The organism is Bacillus sp. FJAT-42315, from assembly GCF_002797375.1.
Classification (GTDB): Bacteria; Bacillota; Bacilli; order Bacillales; family Domibacillaceae; genus Bacillus_CE.
Genome location: NZ_KZ454941.1, coordinates 3,224,799 through 3,243,814, shown reverse-complemented (window position 1 = coordinate 3,243,814; position 19,016 = coordinate 3,224,799). Strand labels below are relative to the sequence as shown.

Sequence of the window (19,016 nt, the reverse complement as noted above, 5' to 3'; positions counted from 1 at the left end):
AAAAGCGGCGAGAATAGCTCTCGCCGCTTGTTAACTATTATTCTGGTTTTACTAAAATTTTCACTTGATTCTTTTCTTTCATGAGGGCATCGAAGCCTTCTGTCACGATGTCATCTAATTGAATGCGCTTTGTAACAAGTTGCTCTGCTTGGAAGTAGCCTTGTTTCATAAGCTCCATTACAGCAGGGAAGATGTCACGGTAAGCGATGATCCCTTTCACTGTTTTTTCTTTTAGGACAATATTATTTGGTTGGATCTCTGCGCCACTTTCCCAGATGCTGACGATAATTGTTTCACCTTCGAAGTTTGTGCAATCAATCGCTTGTTGAAGAACAACTGGTACACCAGTGACTTCAAATGCTACGTCAACGCCACCGTCAGATAGCTCTTTCAATTTCGCCACTGCATCCACTTCCGCAGGATTCACAACGATTGCTCCAAGCTCTTCTGCTTTAGCGATACGCTCTGGAGAAAGCTCAACCGCATAAATTTCAGAAGCACCGGCTGCTTTTAACGCTTCAATCACTAATAAACCGATTGGGCCTGTACCGAATACAACAGCTGTATCTCCCGCTTTTAACTTGCTCAAACGAACGGAATGAAGTGCCACTGCTGCTGGTTCTACAAGAGCACCTTGTTCAAAAGATAATCCTTCTGGCATTTTATGCACCATGTGCTCATCGACCATTGTATATTCAGCGAAACCGCCGCCTCCGCCTGATAAACCGTGGAAGCCTAAGCCATCACAAAGATTGTATTTCCCTTTTTTACAAGGACCACATTCTCCACATGAAAGAATTGGTTCTACAACGACTGGATCGCCAACGTTTACTTTCGTTACACCGTCACCAACTTCAACGACTGTACCAGAAAATTCATGCCCCATAATAATCGGTGCGATATCTTTACTGATAGGATGAGGAGCGTCTACTGGAATGAAAATCGGACCAGCCGCATATTCGTGTAAATCGCTTCCACAAATACCTGCCCACTCTACTTTAATTTTTACTTTTCCTGTTGTAATTTGAGGTTCTTCCACGTTCTCCACACGAATATCTTTTGCTTTATACCAACGTGCACTTTTCATAAAAAACCCTCCAGCTATGTAATTTGTCCTACTTCTTTATCTTACCATCATTTGGTTTGTGAAAAGGGGAGATTTTGTTACAGTTCTGTAAAAATTTTGTGTATTTATTTGTGTGGGAAAATAGCTGATTTTGTCGAGGGGATAGTCGTGTTATAATGGTGAGATGTGAACATTCGAATGGGGGGCTAAGCGTGTGGAAAGAAACTATTAAGCTAGAAAATGTGTACGATTTCGACCAAGCTCTTGATCGTCTCGCTATCGATCCGCTTCATTTGATTAATGTAGAAAAACGCTCTGTTCGCTTGCCTATTTATGAAACGAATGAAGTAGTAGTGGTTAAAGGGATCGGTACAAGTAACGAGCCTGCGTTTGAAGTCAGCGGCAGTCAGGAAGAAACAAAAGAGATTGTTCTAGCCGAAGTTGCACGGATTTTTCAATGGCATGCCCCACTTACTGCTATTCACGAACATTTTCAAGCAACCGACTTAAGAGAGATTTTTAACGAGCGAAAAGGCACACCTAGAGTATTAGATTTTTCCCCGTATGCCTGCCTCGTTAAATGCATTGTTCATCAACAACTTAATTTGAAATTTGCTCATACATTAACCGAGCGCTTTGTGCATGCATATGGTTATGAACATGATGGCGTTTGGTTTTATCCAAGCCCCGAAACAGTAGCCCAAATTTCTATTGAAGAATTGCGCTCTCTCCAGTTCAGCCAGCGAAAAGCAGAGTATTTAGTCGGTCTTTCACAATTGATCGTAGAAAACGAATTGAAGCTGCATGAATTAGAAACATTGAGCGATGAAGAGGTCGTTCGTACGCTTGTGAAAATTAGAGGCGTCGGACCATGGACAGCACAAAACTTCTTAATGTTCGCACTCGGTCGAGATAATCTGTTTCCAAAAGCAGATATCGGCCTACAAAAAGCGGTCCAAAAGCTTTATCAACTAGACAAAAAACCAACTTTAGACGAAATGGATAAATACAGTCAAAATTGGGAACCATACTTAAGCTATGCTTCATTATATTTATGGAGAAGCATTGAATAAATAAAAGGGAGATTTAGAATCGTGGCAAAAATTCAAGCCCCTGTGCAAAAAAACGAAATCATTGATGTTGTATTCGAAGACTTAACCCATGACGGGCAAGCCGTCGCAAAAATTGAAGGTTATCCATTATTTGTGGCAGGTGCACTGCCTGGCGAAAAAGGAAGCATTCAAGCAACGAAATTAAACAAAGGCTACGGCTTTGGCCGCTTAATCGAATTAAAAGAAACAAGCCCATTTAGACAAGAACCGGACTGCCCGATCTATTCGCAATGCGGCGGCTGTCAGTTGCAACATTTATCTTACGAAGGTCAGCTACAGGCAAAGGAAAAACAAGTGCGTGACGTAATAGAGCGAATCGGCAAACTAGAAGATGTAACGATTCACCCCGTACTCGGCGCAAATGACCCATGGCGCTACCGCAACAAAGCCCAAGTGCCAGTCGGTGAAGAAAACGGCGGCTTAGTCGCGGGATTTTACCAAAAACGAAGCCATTCCATCATCAACATGGAACAATGCCTCATCCAGCATGAAAAAAGTGATGAAGTCATCCAAAAAGTAAAAGCTATTTGTGACCGCTACGGCATCAAAGCCTATGACGAAACGAAGCATAAAGGCACGCTCCGTCACATCATGGCCCGCTACGGCAAAATCACCGGAGAAGTCATGGTTGTGTTAGTCACACGTACAGAAGACTTCCCAAATAAAAGTGCGATCATCGAAGAAATCACCGAACAAATCGACGGTGTCACCTCGATCATCCAAAGCATCAACTCGAAAAAAACAAACGTCATCCTTGGCGACACAACAAAAGTTCTGTGGGGCAACGAAGTCATTTACGACTACATCGGTGACATTAAATTCGCCATCTCAGCAAGATCTTTTTACCAAGTCAACCCAGAACAAACGAAAGTACTTTACGACAAAGCGCTAGAATACGCCAACTTAACTGGAGAAGAACAAGTCATCGACGCCTACTGCGGCATCGGAACAATTTCCTTATTCCTAGCCCAAAAAGCAAAAAAAGTATACGGCGTAGAAATCGTCCCTGAAGCCATCGAAGACGCCAACCGTAACGCCGAACTAAACGGCATCACCAACGTCGAATTCGCCGTCGGAGAAGCCGAAACCGTCATCCCCGATTGGTACAAACAAGGTATTACCGCCGATGTCCTCGTTGTTGATCCGCCGAGAAAAGGCTGTGATGAAGCCCTACTACAAACCATCATCGATATGAAACCGAAGAAAGTCGTTTACGTTTCATGTAATCCTGCGACATTGGCACGGGATTTAAGGATTTTAGAAGATGGTGGGTATAAGACGGTGGAAGTGCAGCCAGTGGATATGTTTCCGATGACTACTCATGTGGAGTCGGTGGCGAAATTAGAATTGAATTAATTTTAGGCAGATACTTTTATTGGGTATCTGCTTTTTTATTTTGGAATAAAACTATTAGTTCCTGTGTGGAAAATATAGTAATATTAAAAATGTAATGGTAAAAAAGTTTCATTAATGGAAGAGGAGGATCATATGCAAGTAAGGAAAGTGGATTTTCAATATGGGGCCTTATTATCTGTTCTAGTCAATTCAGGTAATCCACCTATTCTGGTTGGAGAAAGTGAAAAGAGAAATATTTATCAGATCGATACAAATCGTGGAAGTTATTACATTTACGCCAAGTATCGATTAAAGAACGTGAACAATTTAGATCGCATTAATTGGAATTTTACTTTTACAGAGGCTGAAATTCAAGAAATAAGAAGTTTATTGGAAGAAGGAAAGGATGTACGCTTTGCTTTCATCTGTTCAGCGATGAAAGGAACAACGGATCGCTATGAAGTAGTACTAGCTGATGCTGACCAAGTTGGAAAGTGCATTAATATTCAAGTTGATTCTAATGGGGCAAAAAGATTGAATGTACTGTACATCAAAAACCATAAATACTTGCAGCTTTACGGAAGTGATCGAGCCGATAAAATTGAGGATATTTCTAATACCATTCGTGTTGATCGTGATTGGATGAGTAGATTATAAAGTTTCGATTGGAAACTTTATTAGAAAGAGCTCGTAATACTACTACATGAAGATTTTGCCGACTTATGGTTAGTTAAATTAAGTGGTAATGTGCTTGAATCGATGATTTTTAACGGCATAATAAGCTTTGTATCGTATGTTTTGGCATAGATTTGTGAGACTAAATCAAGAAATAGCCTTTGAAATAGATCTGGGTTCATCCCATTTAAGCGCCGTGACAGCTGTGAAATATTAATTGAATCAAGGTCGATTGCTTGTTGGAGTTGGTCATCAAAAAGACAACAATCTGCACAAAATAACTTTATATAACATTTTTAATATTTTTAATAGTTTAATTAATCAAACACTAGTGTTAAGAATCTCTTAAAAAAATTTGGATATGAAATAGATTAATTGTATTAGGGGGAAGAACTATGTCATTTCAAACACCACTCACCATAGGTGAAGTAATAAACGATATCCATTCAAAAAAGTATTTGTTACCATCAATCCAGCGGGAGTTTGTCTGGAGTTCCGAACAGATTACGATGCTTTTTGATAGCTTAATGAGGGATTACCCAATTAGTTCGTTTCTTTTTTGGAAAATCCCTAAAGAAAAAGCTTCCGAATTTAAATTTTATGAATTTCTTCGAGATTATCATCAAAGAGACAATCGTCATAATCCGAAGGCAGATATAAATGGTAGCGATGATGTGATGGCTGTTCTTGATGGACAGCAGCGATTGACATCTTTGTACATAGCGCTTAAAGGTACGTATGCTAATAAACTAGCTTATAAAAAGTGGGATAATCCGCTAGCATATCCAAAGAAAAAATTATATCTCAACTTATTAGGTGCACCAGAGGATATTTCATATGAATATGAATTTGAATTTTTGACAGATGCAGAAGCCACAAAAAATGATGCAGATCATCATTGGTTTCCGGTTGGTAAAATGTTGGACTTAAAGGAACAATATGATGTTATGAATTATATGATTGAAGCTGGGCTATCTTCCAATCCTGATAAAGAAAAGGCGAAATATGCAAACAAAGTACTTTATAAGCTACACTCAGTCATTCATGTAAATAAGATTATTAGTTACTATCTTGAACAAAGTACAGAACTTGATAAAGTCTTAAATATTTTTATTCGCGTAAACAGTGGTGGGACGACACTTAGCTACTCCGATTTACTTCTTTCATTTGCAACAGCTCAGTGGGAAACGAGAGATGCACGTGAAGAAATCAATGAATTTGTCGATGAAATTAACCAAATCGGGCGAGGTTTTAAAATTAGTAAGGACATTGTGTTGAAAGCGTGTTTAGTCCTTTGTGATATGTCGGATATTTCATTTAAGGTAGATAATTTCAATCGAACGAATATGCTGTTGATTGAAAAAGAGTGGGATACCATTAAAAAAGCAATTCGTGACGCACTTGTCTTAATAAGCAGTTTTGGGTTTAGTAGAGAAAATATGACTTCTAATAACTTGATGATCCCAGTAGCTTACTATTTGAAGACGATTGGATTGCCTAATAACTTTGAAACGTCCACGTCAAAAATTGAAGATAGAAAGAATATTAAATTATGGTTTATCTCGGCACTATTAAAAAGAGTGTTCAGTTTTGCGCCAGATGGAGCGTTGAAACCAATGAGGGAAGTTATTAAAAGGCAATCATCAAATGGTTTCCCGATCGATGCAATTTTTGCACAGTTCAAAGGGACAAATCGTGCTCTACAGTTTACAGATGATGACATCGAAAATCTACTTTACTCCAAGTATAATCATGGAGAAACATTGGTCATTCTTTCGATTTTATATCCTTGGGCAGATTTAAAACATAACTTCCATGTGGATCATATGTTTCCGAAAAGTAAATTTACGGACAAAAGATTAAAGTCTTACGGTGTTCCAGATGAAAAGATTAGTGATTTTAAAGCGAATTGCAATTATCTCGGCAACTTACAATTGCTTGAGGAAATACCTAATATTGAGAAAAAAGCGATGGATTTCAGTAAATGGTTAAATGAAAAAATTCCTGCTGGAGAATTAGTGGATTATAAGCAAAAACATTATGTGCCCAATGTGAGCTTTGATTTTAAAAACTTTGATGTATTCCTGGAGGAACGTGAAAAATTATTGATTCAGAAATTGAAATCAGAACTTAGAAAGTAGATGCTACGTCTGATAAATTCTATAATTGTATTGATATAATAAATACATCACTAATGAATCGGAGGCGCATGTGAATGAAATGGTCTGAAGTACGCCAGCATTTCCCGGAACGTTGTGTCTTAGTGGAAGCAATAAAATCAGAAACAAGAGGAAGAGAAAGAATCATTGAGGAAATGTCAGTGATTGATGACTTTGAGAATGGTAATTTAGCATGGAAAGTGTATAAGAAACTACATGCAGAAAATCAACATCGCGAACTATATATCTTTCATACAAATAATGAAGAAATAAAGGTAATTGAGCAACCGTATATAGGGGTACGAAGAAACTTATGAGATTTTCAATGGATGAACACTTGCCTCTTGTTTCAGTTGAGATTCAATACAATGGAATGCAAAAGGCATTTAATAGCGTACTGCTTGATACAGGCTGCTCTTCAACTATTTTAGATACAGATTTGTGTGAAGATATCGGGCTGATGCTCGATTTAGAGAATGCCATTACACGAAAAATGTATGGAATTGGAGGGACCGAAATCTGTATTGAACAAAAAGTTAGCGGCATAATGATCGGTAAAGTTCAACTAAATGATTTTACTATACAGCTTGGCGATGTTAGAGAAATGCATGGATTTGACGGGATCATCGGCAGTGATTTTTTTCTTGCAAATAAATTAATCATCGACTTTGAAAGTATGGAAGTGCGAAAAAACTAGGTTAAGGTAAACACTACTACATCTTTTCAGTATGTCTGCCATCACCCCCCAGCTATGTGGAGACTATTGTGTTGATACAACGAGCTGATACGTAGAAACCCTTTGTTTTAGGCATTTTTTTAAACATATTGTCTTCACTGGAGAAGGGGATAAAATCAGAGATAAGGTAATTAAAAACTATATTAATGTTTCTGTGGTGGTTGATATAGAGTGTGAGGATACAAGAAAATAAAGAGTGAGAATCAAAGGGGTGCTGTGAAAATGGTACTCCTTTTTTCTTATCATAGCGTATTATTTATAGATAGATTCGGCTGTCCGTATATAATTATAATGAAATGCAATAGCAAGGACAGTGAATATATGGAATGCATTTCAGCCCCAAAAGCCGCAAGAAAGTGGGGTATTTCAGAACGACGCGTACAAAAACTTTGCGAAGAAAACCGCATACTAGCCGTATGTGGCTAATTCCAAAAGAGGCGGAAAAATCTAAAGATGGACGATATAAAGATAATTAGTCAAGGGAGGAAACCGCAAATGAAACGAATATTGATTATTGAAGATGATTTGTCCTTAGCGAACGGTATTGTGCTCGCCTTAAAAGACAGTGAATTTACCTTTGTACAGGCGCAGGATCTGCATTCTGCATGGCAAGAGACCGAAAAATCGGTCTTTGACCTTATCATTTTGGATATCAATCTACCAGATGGGAATGGACTGGATTTCTTGAAAGAGTTACGCAGGCACTCGGCTGTTCCGGTGATCATTCTTACCGCCAATGATTTGGAAACAGATGTGGTCACTGGTCTTGAACTAGGAGCGGATGATTATATCACGAAGCCATTCAGTTTGATGATTTTGCGGGCCAGGGTGGCCGCCAGACTCCGAAGCGCTGCGCCTATCCCTGTCGATCCAATATTGATTGATGACTTTTCGTTCTCCTTCGCAAAAATGGAGTTTTGTAAAAATAACATTCCCATTGAATTGAGCAAAACTGAGCAAAAGCTGCTTCGTATTTTGATTGAAAACAGAGGACATTCCTTGACGAGATCGCAGTTGGTGGATGCCATCTGGACAGATGGTGCCGAGTATGTAGATGAAAACGCCCTCTCGGTTACTGTGAAGCGTTTGCGCGATAAGCTGGAGGACACACCTTCCTCACCTGTATATATTAAAACCATATACGGTATTGGCTACACTTGGTCGGTGAGATAATGGATAAGTGGATTTTAATAATCGGAATTGTTGCGGTCACTGTGGTGGTTATCGTCATTCCGATCATTTTATTGTACCGTAGAAAAATGAAGCAAATCATGAATTCCCTGATTCATATGCTGGACAGCGCCATAGATGGTAGTTTCACTGCTAATACTTTTGACGAATCTGCTCTGTCGGCGGTGGAAGCAAAAATGTCTCGTTTTTTATCATCCTGTGCGGTGTCCTCCAAAAATCTGACTATGGAAAAAGAAAATATTAAGTGCTTGATTTCTGACATCTCCCATCAAACGAAGACACCTGTTGCCAATATGCTACTTTATTCACAGATTCTTATGGAACATGACTTACCCGAGGACAGTGCTGTATGTGCAAAAGCGCTGGCTACCCAGGCCGAAAAACTTGATTTTCTAATGCTATCTTTAGTGAAGGTCTCTCGTCTGGAAAGCGGGATTATTACCGTCAATCCTCAAAAGGGCACCATGCAGGCGCTGCTTAATGCCGTTATTGCCCAAATTCGGCCCAAAGCAGAAGAAAAAGAGATGACCATTGAAATTGAATTGATAAATGGCACGGTCTATTATGACTCCAAATGGACCGTTGAAGCAATTTGTAATGTCCTCGACAACGCAGTAAAATATTCTCCTCGTCAAAGTACTGTCACAATCCGTTCCATACCATATAATTTGTTTTTTCGGATCGATGTCATCGATCAGGGCATCGGAATTGCAGAGAATGAGCAGGAGAAAATATTCTCTCGCTTTTATCGTTCATCTAATGTCAGTGGTCAGGAAGGTGTGGGACTTGGCTTATTTCTGACGCGAGAGATTCTCTCGGACGGCGGTGGGTATATCAAAGTCTCTGGAGCACTAGAACGAGGTTCTATCTTTTCCATTTTCCTTCCGACTGAGAAAAGGTGAATCTTTCAAAACTGTTAGAATCCTGAAAGAATGTAGAAAGATTGTTTTGTTATTCTGTCTGTATCACGTAAAAATGTGATACAGATTTTTCTTATGGAGGAAGCTATCATGACTATATTAGAAGCAAAGCAATTAAAAAAAATTTATGGAAGTGGTCCAACGGCCGTTCATGCGCTCGACAACGTGAGCCTGACAGTGGATAGAGGAGAATTTGTTGCTGTAGTCGGTACATCGGGCAGTGGGAAATCTACTCTTCTTCACATGCTTGGCGGTCTTGACCGTCCAACTAGTGGCAGCGTGACGATAGATGACAAGGAACTTTTTGCACTGAAAGAAGAAGAATTGACCATTTTCCGCCGTCGTAAAATCGGTTTTATATTCCAAGGTTTGAACCTTATGCCTATGCTGAATGTCTATGAAAACATTGTTCTGCCCATCCAGTTAGATGGTAATAAACCGGATAAAAACTATATAGAGCAGATCATCCAGACGCTTGGACTTGAAAGCAAGCTGACAAACCTGCCAAACCAGCTTTCTGGCGGACAGCAACAACGAGTTGCCATTGCGAGAGCATTAGCCACAAAGCCCGCTATTGTACTGGCTGATGAGCCGACAGGTAGTCTAGATAGCAAGACTAGTCAAGATGTGATCGGACTTCTAAAGGTGACTGGGGAAAGGTTCAATCAGACTATTGTCATGATTACTCATAATGAAGAACTCGCCCAGCTTGCAGACAGTATTATCCGCATTGAGGATGGGAAAATTTTAGGTGGTGATGCGATATGATTCGAGTAGGAAATAGAAAAATAATCCGAAAATTGGCGGTCAAAAGCTTTCATGCTGCCAGAACGCGTAACATCATCGCTATAATTGCAATTGCCCTAACTGCGTTTTTATTCACCAGCCTGTTGACCATGGGGTCCGGTATGGTGAATAGTATGCAGCGTGCCGATATGATTCTGTCCGGCGGTGAAGGACACGCACGTATTAATTATATGACCGAATCAGAATATCGCACGATAAGCAGTCATCCTTTGATAACTGAAATCGCTTATTCTCGTAAACTTGCCGACAGCGTGGATAATGACTCCCTTATCAAGCGGCATACAGAATTTTGGTATTACGATGATCTTGGGTTGAAATATGCGTTTGTTGAGCCGACGAGTGGGCATAAGCCGCAAGCAGAAAACGAGATAATCACGGATACGACGACATTAGAGATGCTTGGTGTTCCACAAAAACTGGGCGCTCATATCAAATTAGACTTCACTGTTCACAATAAAAAAGTTACACGTGATTTCGTGCTTGCCGGTTGGTGGAAGAGTTATCCTGGTGTGCAGACTGGTACGATTCTTGCCTCCCAGGCTTATGTGAAAGCTCATTTGGATGAATTGAAAAGCACCTACCGTCAGGACCGGGCAGAAACCGGAACCATCTCTGGAATTATAAAGTTTGCAGGCACGCAAAACATTGAAAAAGACTTGGAGAAGGTAGTGGTAGACAGCGGATTTTCGATGGATACGAACGAACCCAACTATATAAATGCAGGAATTAACCCTCTGTATTTGTCGAAGCAGACAACAACAGGAGCTGGAACGATCGTCGCACTTTCTTGTGCCTTGCTGTTATTTATATTCACAGGCTATCTGATTATCTATAATATTTTTCAGATTTCCGTTTTGCGCGATATGCACTTTTATGGACTGCTGAAAACGATCGGCACTACGGGACGGCAACTTTACGCGATCATTTGCCGACAGGCGTGGATACTTTCGTTGATTGGTATTCCATTAGGGCTTTGTGGCGGCTTTTTTGTGGGGAAGGCACTGCTACCGACGCTGCTGGCGCAATCCAGTTTCGAAGGGAACGCGGTAATTGTATCACCTAACCCTCTTATTTTTGTAGTGGCTGCCGCATTCACACTAATTACTGTGTTTATTAGCACCCGAAAGCCAGCAAAAATGGCGGCAAAAGTATCCCCAATCGAAGCTGTTCGTTATACGGATGCCGATTTAAGCAGTGGTAAGAAAAAGAAGAAAAAGACAAAGGATGGAACCCCTCAAAAAAGGATGGCATGGGCCAATCTTTGGAGAAATAAAAAACGTACTGTTCTAGTGATTCTAAGTCTTTCGCTTAGCATTGTACTAACCAATACGGTTTTCAATTTCTCGCAGAGCGTGGATGCAGAGAATGCTCTTAAAAATGCCAGTGTTTCTGATTTTAGTATCGGTCAGGCCAATTTATTTTTCCAATACCAAATCAATGCAGAAAGTGCGCTTAGCGAAAGTTTTATCAGCGCTGTAGAAAAACAGGATGGATTTAAAACAGGTGATCGCCAATACGGCAGTAAAGCGACATACATAAGCGAAACTACGAAGCAGACAATCAATCAACAGCAGGACGGTTCATTTTCCACACATATATATGGTATGGATGAATTTCCGTTTTCGCGTCTCAAATTAGTGGATGGTGAAATAGATAAAGAGAAACTTGCAACAGGGAAGTACATTCTAGAAGGTGTCTGGGTAGATTCCCGCGGTCATATGGATATGGGCAGTATGAATCATAGTATTGGGGATAAAGTCGAATTGAATTATAACGGTAATATTCATGAAGTAACTGTACTTGGCCATGTCATCGCAAACGAGGCAAATACTTATGACTGGGTCGATTCCTGCTTCTTTCTTCCGGGTGATGTTTATAAAGAATTGACCGGCAATACTTATGCCATGAGCTATGTATTTGATGTTACGCAAGATAAAGAAACTGATATGGAGCAGTTTCTAAAACAGTATACGAACAGTGTTGAGCCAGCAATGAGTTATAAATCCAAACTCACTACTTTAGCCGGTGTTACGGATATTAAGAATACCATTGTATTGGTTGGCGGCACGATTGCATTCATTATTGGAATCATCGGTATTTTGAATTTTATCAATACCATGTTAACCAGTATCTTGATTCGTCGCAGAGAACTGGCCATACTGCAAAGCATCGGCATGACTAGAAAGCAGCTTGTCGCAATGCTATGCCTAGAGGGATGCTATTATGCCACATTTACTGCGGTAATTTCCGTCTTGTTAAGCGTTGGAAGTTCACTATTGATCGTGCGTCCATTATGTGATCAGATTTGGTTTTTAAACTTCAAATTTACTTTCTGGCCACTGGTAATCATCTTCCCGCTATTATTTATGCTAGGTTCTTTAGTTCCATATGCTGCCTATCGCTTTACAGGTAGACAAAGTGTTGTAGAACGTCTAAGGACTGATTGGTTATAAAATTTTATGAGTGTAGTATGATGGGCAAGCCTTTGATACTTGAAACCTTGGTCTTGGCAAGTAAGGAGAGTGAAACTATGAAAAACTTAGAAAGTTCTCTCAGTATAAAAAAGATTACTATATGGATGCTTATCGCTTCTCTATTGATGGGCAGCTATTTGGGGGTAAAAGGATTTTTTCCGGCATTTCATCAGGTGGCTGGATTAGAGAATGGGTGGAACTTAATATTGGTAAATCGAGATATTTACATCCCTGATGATTACAATATAGAATTAACTGTTTTATCAAATGGTGAGCGCGTTGATTCCCGAATATATCCCGATCTACAAGATATGTTTGATAATGCCAGAAAAGATGGCGTATATCCAGTAGTAGGAGCTGGATTCAGGACACATGAGAAGCAGCAAACACTTTTTGCTCAAAAGATAGAAGCATATCGAGCGGAGGGATATTCAAAAGCAGAATCCCGTAAGTTGGCGAAAGAAGCAGTTGCGTTACCGGATACAAGCGAGCATCAATTAGGACTTGCTGTGGATATAAACGCTGATCAATCTAAATCAACGAACGACGAAGTTTATGATTGGCTTGCCCAAAACGCATACCACTATGGTTTTATTTTACGCTATCCGCCTGATAAAACAGATATTACAGGCACGGTTTATGAGCCATGGCATTACCGATATGTCGGGAAAGATGCTGCAAGAGAGATGTATACGCAAAAGGTTTGTCTTGAGGAATATATAGATGGATTGGATTGAAATTCCCCACTATTCTGTTCGAAGTGCAAACAGGAAACGTTAATGAATATATGACAGTTATTGGCTCTTCTTTTTTGTAAAAGTTCATCTCATCTTCTCTATATTTTTGGAGTATGATCTAACCCTCCATTATAACACCAGACTTTTAATGGATGTTACGATGATAGTATAGAGGTGATGCCAGAGGGACTTCAAAGAATAGCTGATATTTTGCCACTGACACAAGGCATTAAGCTGATAAAAGCAGCCTCTCTTGGAATGGAAATAGATAGTGTTTTACTTCCAATTATAATAATGGGTATTGTCGCAGTAATTTGTATAGGATTGTCTATCAAATTTTTCAAGTGGGAATAATTCATCTGAGAATAACATAGCAATTCAAAGCCGCCAGCGAGTGACGAGGTAACTTCTGTGTATCCACAGACTTGTTAAATATACAAGGGAAGTGCGTTAAATAATAAGGAAAATATCCCAAGCGGCTGTTTCAGTTGCTTGAGGTATTTCATTTGTGTAATCATCAAACTATCCTACAATTGAAAATTAAATATAAAAAATGTCGATTGATCAGAAATTAATAAACAAATATCAATAAAAATTTACTATTAATTTTACGGATAATTGCGATAAATAGCGACAAAATAAGGCGTCAATCCTTACAGGAAGCAGGGCAGAGCGCTTTGTTTAGCGTATGGGGGGTAGAGTCGCTCTTTCCATCAGTTGTTAAATAACTTATAATGGTGATGTTTTAATGTATCAACAATAATGCTATACTATAAGTAATAATGCTATACTATAATTAATTAATGATATACTACAATTAAGTTACAATTGATGCGGAAAAGGTGTTTGACTAGAGGGCGCCCTGACTTGCTGTGACGTTTAAATAGGAGCGCCTATATCCTTTCTGCAAATCTGAGGGGATAAGGATGGGTAAGATGAGCAACAGAGAAGAAAAGTCAGATGTTATCTTAATAGGTGCTGGAATCATGAGTGCCACGTTGGGAACGCTTCTGAAAGAATTAGTGCCAGATTGGAAAATTACAGCGTTTGAGAAGCTCGAAAAAGCAGGGGAAGAAAGCTCTAATGAATGGAATAATGCAGGAACGGGGCATGCTGCACTGTGCGAGCTGAACTATACTTCTGAAAAGCCAGACGGATCTATCGATATTAAGAAAGCGATTAAAGTAAATGAGCAGTTCCAAGTTTCAATGCAGTTTTGGTCTCATCTTGTGAATAACAAGTTGATCAATAATCCACAAGACTTTATTATGCCGCTACCTCATATCAGTATGGTACAAGGGGAAGACAATGTAAAGTTTTTAAAGAAACGTTTTGAAGCAATGGCGAACAATCCTTTATTCAAAGGGATGGAATTCTCTGACGAACCGGAAACATTGAAGAAATGGATTCCGCTTATTATGCAAGATCGTTTAGAAAGTGATCGCATTGCAGCAACGAAAATCGACTCAGGAACGGATGTTAACTTCGGTGCTTTAACACGTATGTTATTTGAGCAGCTACAAACTCAAAATGTCGATGTCGAATATAAACATAGTGTTGAAAGCATTAAACGCAATAGCGACGGCTCATGGTCATTAAAGGTGCATGATCTTGTTGGTTGTAAAATGACATACCATAGGGCGAAATTTGTCTTCCTTGGAGCTGGTGGAGGAAGCTTGCAGTTGCTACAGCAAACGGGTATTCCTGAAGGGAAACATATTGGTGGATTCCCGATCAGCGGATTATTCTTAGTATGTAAAAATCAAGAAGTGGTTGAGCAACATCATGCAAAAGTATACGGAAAAGCTGCAGTTGGTGCACCGCCAATGTCTGTTCCGCATCTTGATACACGCTATATCGACAACAAAAAATCATTGCTATTTGGGCCGTTCGCTGGCTTCTCACCTAAGTTTTTAAAAACAGGTTCAAACATGGATTTAATCTCTTCTGTCAAACCGCATAATATTACGACGTTATTGGCGGCAGGAGTAAAAGAGATGGCGTTGACAAAATACTTGATCCAACAGCTGATGTTATCGAAAGAACAGCGTATGGAAGAGTTGCGTGAATTTATCCCGAACGCTGAGAGTGAAGATTGGGATATTGTCGTAGCGGGCCAACGTGTACAAGTGATTAAAGATACGGAAGCGGGCGGTAAAGGAACGCTTCAATTTGGTACGGAAGTAGTTAGCTCGGCTGACGGCTCGATTGCAGCCTTGCTCGGAGCTTCACCTGGTGCTTCTACCGCTGTTTCCGTCATGCTTGAGGTCATCAAAAAATGCTTCCCTGATCGCATGAAAGAGTGGGAGCCGAAAATTAAAGAGATGATCCCTTCTTATGGCGTATCACTACTAGAAAACCCAGAACTGATTGACAAAATTCATACTTCAACAGAGCAGGCGCTCGGTTTAAGTCAACACTCGCCGTCACAAACAGAAGGCGAAGGCGTATTATCATAACTGAAATAAAAGAGGACTTCCCATTTTTTGTGGGAAGTCCTTTTCTATTTCAGTGGGACGAGGGAGCCGTCTCCTATTTAATAATCTCCTTTAATCGTCCCGCCAGTGGTAAAACGATGATCCCAGCAATGACGACTTGCATGACGTTTCCTGGGATGGAGCCGAATGGCTGAATCCAGTTGCCGTAAAGGATCACTTCAGCGAAGTAGTAGCCGACGACTTTGATCATCAGTGCAGCGACGATGGCAAGTGTGTAAACGATGGCTCTTTTGCCAGGCATTTAGAAGATGATTTGATATAAGTTATTAAGCATGATATAAGTGTAAAAGAAGTGGAACATTTGGTTTTATATTTTTTGACTGAGAGTTTGAAGTTGTATCCATAGTGAGAGGATTTGAATTTGAAATGATAGATAATTTTTGGCGTGATTTACCACGACCATTTTTTGTACTTGCACCGATGGAAGATGTGACAGATGTTGTTTTTCGTCACGTAGTAAGTGAAGCCGGTCGACCGGATGTATTTTTCACAGAGTTTACAAACTCGGATAGTTATTGTCATCCAGATGGGATCAAAAGTGTGCGTGGCCGTTTGACCTTTACAGAAGATGAACAGCCAATGGTGGCACATATTTGGGGGGATAATCCTGAATATTTCCGTCAAATGAGTATTGGCATGGCAGAGCTAGGGTTTAAAGGCATCGATATTAATATGGGCTGCCCTGTCCCGAATGTGGCATCGAGAGGGAAAGGTAGTGGCCTTATTCTACGTCCAGACGTTGCGGCAGAACTTATTCAAGCAGCAAAAGCGGGTGAACTGCCTGTCAGTGTGAAAACACGACTTGGCTATAAGGAGTTAAATGAGTGGGAGGGGTGGCTAACGCATATTTTAAAACAAGATATTGCGAACCTTTCTATTCATTTACGTACAAGAGAGGAAATGAGCCAAGTAGATGCGCATTGGGAGCTAATTCCGGAAATAAAAAAATTACGTGACCGTATCGCACCAAATACGCTACTAACAATCAATGGAGACATTCCTGACCGTCAAGTTGGACTACAGCTTGCTGAACAATATGGTATTGATGGCGTTATGATCGGGCGAGGTATTTTTAAAAATCCTTTTGCTTTTGAGAAAGAGCCAAAAGAGCATAGCAGTAAAGAATACCTTGATCTTTTAAGACTGCAGCTTGATCTTCAAGATCAATATGCGGAAGAACTGCCACGTTCCATCACAGGGCTTCATCGCTTTTTCAAAATTTATGTCAAAGGATTCCCTGGAGCGGCTGAATTAAGAAATCAATTGATGAACACGAAATCAACTGATGAAGTGCGTGCGTTGCTTGATAACTTTGGGGAAGAATGTTAATGGGACAGGGAAATGATGTAACTTTCAAAAAGTTATTAAGCATGTTAAAGGATACGCTTTTACTGCTGGATAAACAACCAACATTTTAGGAGGACAAATAATGGCTATAAGCAATAATGATATATTAGTTAGAGTAAGATATGCTCTAGATATAAAAGATATAGATATGGTGGAGATATTTAAACTTGGTGGCGTTGAAGTAACAAAAGAAGAAGTACGAAAGATGCTGACAAAATTAAAAAATAGTTACTATGATGAATTTGACGATGATCGTGATGCAGTTGAAAATGATTACGAAATAAAATGCAATAATGTGATGTTAGAGTCATTTTTGAATGGTTTTATTACTTTTAAAAGAGGAAAACAAGATCCAAAACCAGGGCAATCGGATAGACAAGCAATATCTTTAAAGAGTAATGGAAGTGTTAATAATCTCGTTCTAAAAAAATTGAAGATAGCACTATCATTAACAAGTGAAGATATGCTTGATATATTAGAAGACGTAGGAGTCATCGTAACAAAAGGAGAATTAAGCGCTCTATTAAGAAAAGAAGGCCATAAAAATTATAAAGAGTGCGGTGATAGATACGCAAGAAATTTCTTAAAGGGACTAGCTGTAAAGTATAGAGGATAAGGAATCGTTTGTGAAGATAAAGAGCCAATAACGAATAGGGTGACCCTAAAAATCGTTTTTTAACGATTTTGGGGGTCACCCTATTCTAGTTAAGCCAATTGCGTTTTAAACTAGCTTAATTGTATGTTCATGTTCTGTTAACAAAAAATAAACCATTAACAACATGAAAATAATAATCATTATCACTATAAGTGATATATAATAGTTTATTAGAAAAAACTTAGTATAGAGAAGTTTGCAAACTATTATTGAAATGAGGTATACAATGTGAAATTCAACGTGAATCAGTTGGCGGAGCATTTTGCACACATTCCTTTTCAAGTGAAAGGAATATATCGATATGCTAAAGATCCAGGTGTGCCTAGCGCTGACTATACAGATTCTTTTCCTGGATTTGTGTTTCCGCTTACAGGTAAGACGCAATTTTCATTTAATGGCAAGCCGTATATCCTTTCGCCAGGAAAAGTGGTGCATGGTGGTGCAAAAATGAAACTAGCTCAAAAAACGTTTGGTAAAACTAACTGGGAATACATTCTTGTTTTATATCGTATATGTCACTCCGAACTAGAAGAGTCGAGCTTTTCTCATCAGCATTTTGAATTATCAACAGGACAATCTCCTCGTCTTATTGAATTAATTTTGCGTCTTTGGCATGTGTATAATCAGCCAGGTGGTATTTCGAAGTTTCAAACCGAAATGCTGTTTCGAGATGTACTGAATGAAGTCTTTTTATGTGTTAATAGGCAAAATAGCTGTGAATCACATACTTTATTTGAACGGGTATCTAATTATATTCATGAATACTATTATGAAAGTCATACAATAGCAGCGCTTGCAGAACAAAATCACGTGAATCGAAATCGACTTTCTTACGTATTTAGAAGACATGCAGGTATGGGACCAGCAGAATATTTATTAAAATATCGTTTAACATAATCCGAGAGAAGTCCTCTTCCTCACGGAGCGTGAAGGGCACAGTCCAGCGAGTAGGGAGGGGATGAATCTCGGTTCGGCACAGCCGAAAAGCGTTTCGTTGAGGACCGGCCGAACTTTGTCGAAAGAAAAAAGGATGAAAATTTCCATTTACCATTTATGGGAACATACATTCGTTTTATAATGATGACAAAGGAGGGGATCTCATGTATCTAACGTTGAAAACGGGCTTTTCAGCGCCACAGTCCACGTTTCAACAGTTATTTCACATACGTCGGCTCTGCGGAACGATTTGGAATGACTGTGTGCAGCTAGCTCGGTATTATTACCGGATTCACGGCAAGTGGATTAACAAAAGCAACCTTCAAGCTGAACTCAAAGGCTTGTATCCTCTTCACAGTCAGACGATC

Annotated in this window: 15 protein-coding genes and 5 pseudogenes; 17 read left to right on the top strand and 3 right to left on the bottom strand. The window is 39.6% G+C overall.

From position 1 onward, the window contains the following. Positions 1-37 precede the first annotated feature (37 nt). Positions 38-1,087, bottom strand: coding sequence for a 2,3-butanediol dehydrogenase (locus CEF22_RS15850; protein WP_100403627.1), 1,050 nt, complete (start codon positions 1,085-1,087; stop codon positions 38-40). Between the two features lie 191 nt (positions 1,088-1,278). Here CEF22_RS15850 and CEF22_RS15845 point away from each other — a divergent pair, with 191 nt between their 5' ends. From CEF22_RS15845 to CEF22_RS15835, 3 genes are all read left to right on the top strand, one after another. Next, the gene (locus tag CEF22_RS15845) at positions 1,279-2,139 is read left to right on the top strand and encodes a DNA-3-methyladenine glycosylase family protein (RefSeq protein WP_100403626.1); all 861 of its coding nucleotides are present in this window, start codon (positions 1,279-1,281) and stop codon (positions 2,137-2,139) included. Between the two features lie 21 nt (positions 2,140-2,160). Next, complete coding sequence (rlmD, locus tag CEF22_RS15840) at positions 2,161-3,534, top strand: 23S rRNA (uracil(1939)-C(5))-methyltransferase RlmD (protein ID WP_100403625.1); 1,374 nt, start codon at positions 2,161-2,163, stop codon at positions 3,532-3,534. Between the two features lie 132 nt (positions 3,535-3,666). Next, positions 3,667-4,170 (top strand): hypothetical protein, encoded by a 504-nt coding sequence (locus tag CEF22_RS15835; RefSeq protein ID WP_100403624.1) that lies wholly within the window; start codon positions 3,667-3,669, stop codon positions 4,168-4,170. 53 nt (positions 4,171-4,223) lie between these two features. Here the strand turns inward: CEF22_RS15835 and CEF22_RS15830 are convergent. After that, positions 4,224-4,451 (bottom strand): annotated as a pseudogene (locus CEF22_RS15830) (IS4 family transposase); the annotation flags it as partial. Positions 4,452-4,583: 132 nt separating this feature from the next. On the opposite strand from CEF22_RS15830, the gene CEF22_RS15825 reads away from it, so the two are divergent. The 10 genes and pseudogenes from CEF22_RS15825 (at position 4,584) to CEF22_RS15775 (ending at position 15,671) form a co-directional block, all read left to right on the top strand. Continuing rightward, positions 4,584-6,329 carry a DUF262 domain-containing protein gene (locus tag CEF22_RS15825; RefSeq protein ID WP_100403623.1) on the top strand — a complete coding sequence of 582 codons (1,746 nt, stop codon included), beginning with the start codon at positions 4,584-4,586 and terminating at the stop codon, positions 6,327-6,329. A gap of 74 nt (positions 6,330-6,403) precedes the next feature. Then, positions 6,404-6,664 carry a hypothetical protein gene (locus CEF22_RS15820; protein WP_100403622.1) on the top strand — a complete coding sequence of 87 codons (261 nt, stop codon included), beginning with the start codon at positions 6,404-6,406 and terminating at the stop codon, positions 6,662-6,664. Next, entirely contained in the window at positions 6,661-7,044 is a 384-nt protein-coding gene (locus CEF22_RS15815; RefSeq protein ID WP_100403621.1) for an aspartyl protease family protein, read from the top strand. Before CEF22_RS15820 ends, CEF22_RS15815 begins: the two co-directional genes overlap by 4 nt. Before the next feature lie 534 nt (positions 7,045-7,578). Then, entirely contained in the window at positions 7,579-8,256 is a 678-nt protein-coding gene (locus CEF22_RS15805) for a response regulator transcription factor (protein WP_100404046.1), read from the top strand. Then, positions 8,256-9,176 carry a sensor histidine kinase gene (locus tag CEF22_RS15800; protein WP_100403620.1) on the top strand — a complete coding sequence of 307 codons (921 nt, stop codon included), beginning with the start codon at positions 8,256-8,258 and terminating at the stop codon, positions 9,174-9,176. Before CEF22_RS15805 ends, CEF22_RS15800 begins: the two co-directional genes overlap by 1 nt. Before the next feature lie 108 nt (positions 9,177-9,284). Then, on the top strand, positions 9,285-9,962 hold the full coding sequence (locus CEF22_RS15795; protein WP_100403619.1) for an ABC transporter ATP-binding protein: 678 nt from the start codon (positions 9,285-9,287) through the stop codon (positions 9,960-9,962). Further along, the gene (locus CEF22_RS15790) at positions 9,959-12,454 is read left to right on the top strand and encodes an ABC transporter permease (protein ID WP_100403618.1); all 2,496 of its coding nucleotides are present in this window, start codon (positions 9,959-9,961) and stop codon (positions 12,452-12,454) included. Before CEF22_RS15795 ends, CEF22_RS15790 begins: the two co-directional genes overlap by 4 nt. A gap of 146 nt (positions 12,455-12,600) precedes the next feature. Beyond that, positions 12,601-13,212 (top strand): M15 family metallopeptidase, encoded by a 612-nt coding sequence (locus CEF22_RS15785; protein WP_442857415.1) that lies wholly within the window; start codon positions 12,601-12,603, stop codon positions 13,210-13,212. Beyond that, positions 13,213-13,266: pseudogene (locus CEF22_RS19180) on the top strand (cysteine-rich KTR domain-containing protein); the annotation flags it as partial. It abuts the gene before it with no gap. Between the two features lie 881 nt (positions 13,267-14,147). Further along, positions 14,148-15,671, top strand: a complete 1,524-nt coding sequence (locus tag CEF22_RS15775; RefSeq protein ID WP_100404045.1) for a malate:quinone oxidoreductase — start codon at positions 14,148-14,150, stop codon at positions 15,669-15,671. Positions 15,672-15,744: 73 nt separating this feature from the next. On the opposite strand, the pseudogene CEF22_RS15770 reads toward CEF22_RS15775, so the two are convergent. Then, a pseudogene (locus CEF22_RS15770) lies at positions 15,745-15,951 on the bottom strand (ECF transporter S component); the annotation flags it as partial. 125 nt (positions 15,952-16,076) lie between these two features. Between CEF22_RS15770 and CEF22_RS15765 the strand changes: the two are divergent. From CEF22_RS15765 to CEF22_RS18760, 4 genes and pseudogenes are all read left to right on the top strand, one after another. Then, entirely contained in the window at positions 16,077-17,039 is a 963-nt protein-coding gene (locus tag CEF22_RS15765; RefSeq protein WP_198508081.1) for a tRNA dihydrouridine synthase, read from the top strand. Between the two features lie 100 nt (positions 17,040-17,139). After that, positions 17,140-17,673 carry a YehS family protein gene (locus CEF22_RS15760; RefSeq protein ID WP_100403614.1) on the top strand — a complete coding sequence of 178 codons (534 nt, stop codon included), beginning with the start codon at positions 17,140-17,142 and terminating at the stop codon, positions 17,671-17,673. 267 nt (positions 17,674-17,940) lie between these two features. Next, positions 17,941-18,603: pseudogene (locus CEF22_RS15755) on the top strand (AraC family transcriptional regulator); the annotation flags it as partial. Between the two features lie 209 nt (positions 18,604-18,812). After that, a pseudogene (locus tag CEF22_RS18760) lies at positions 18,813-19,016 on the top strand (RNA-guided endonuclease InsQ/TnpB family protein); the annotation flags it as partial.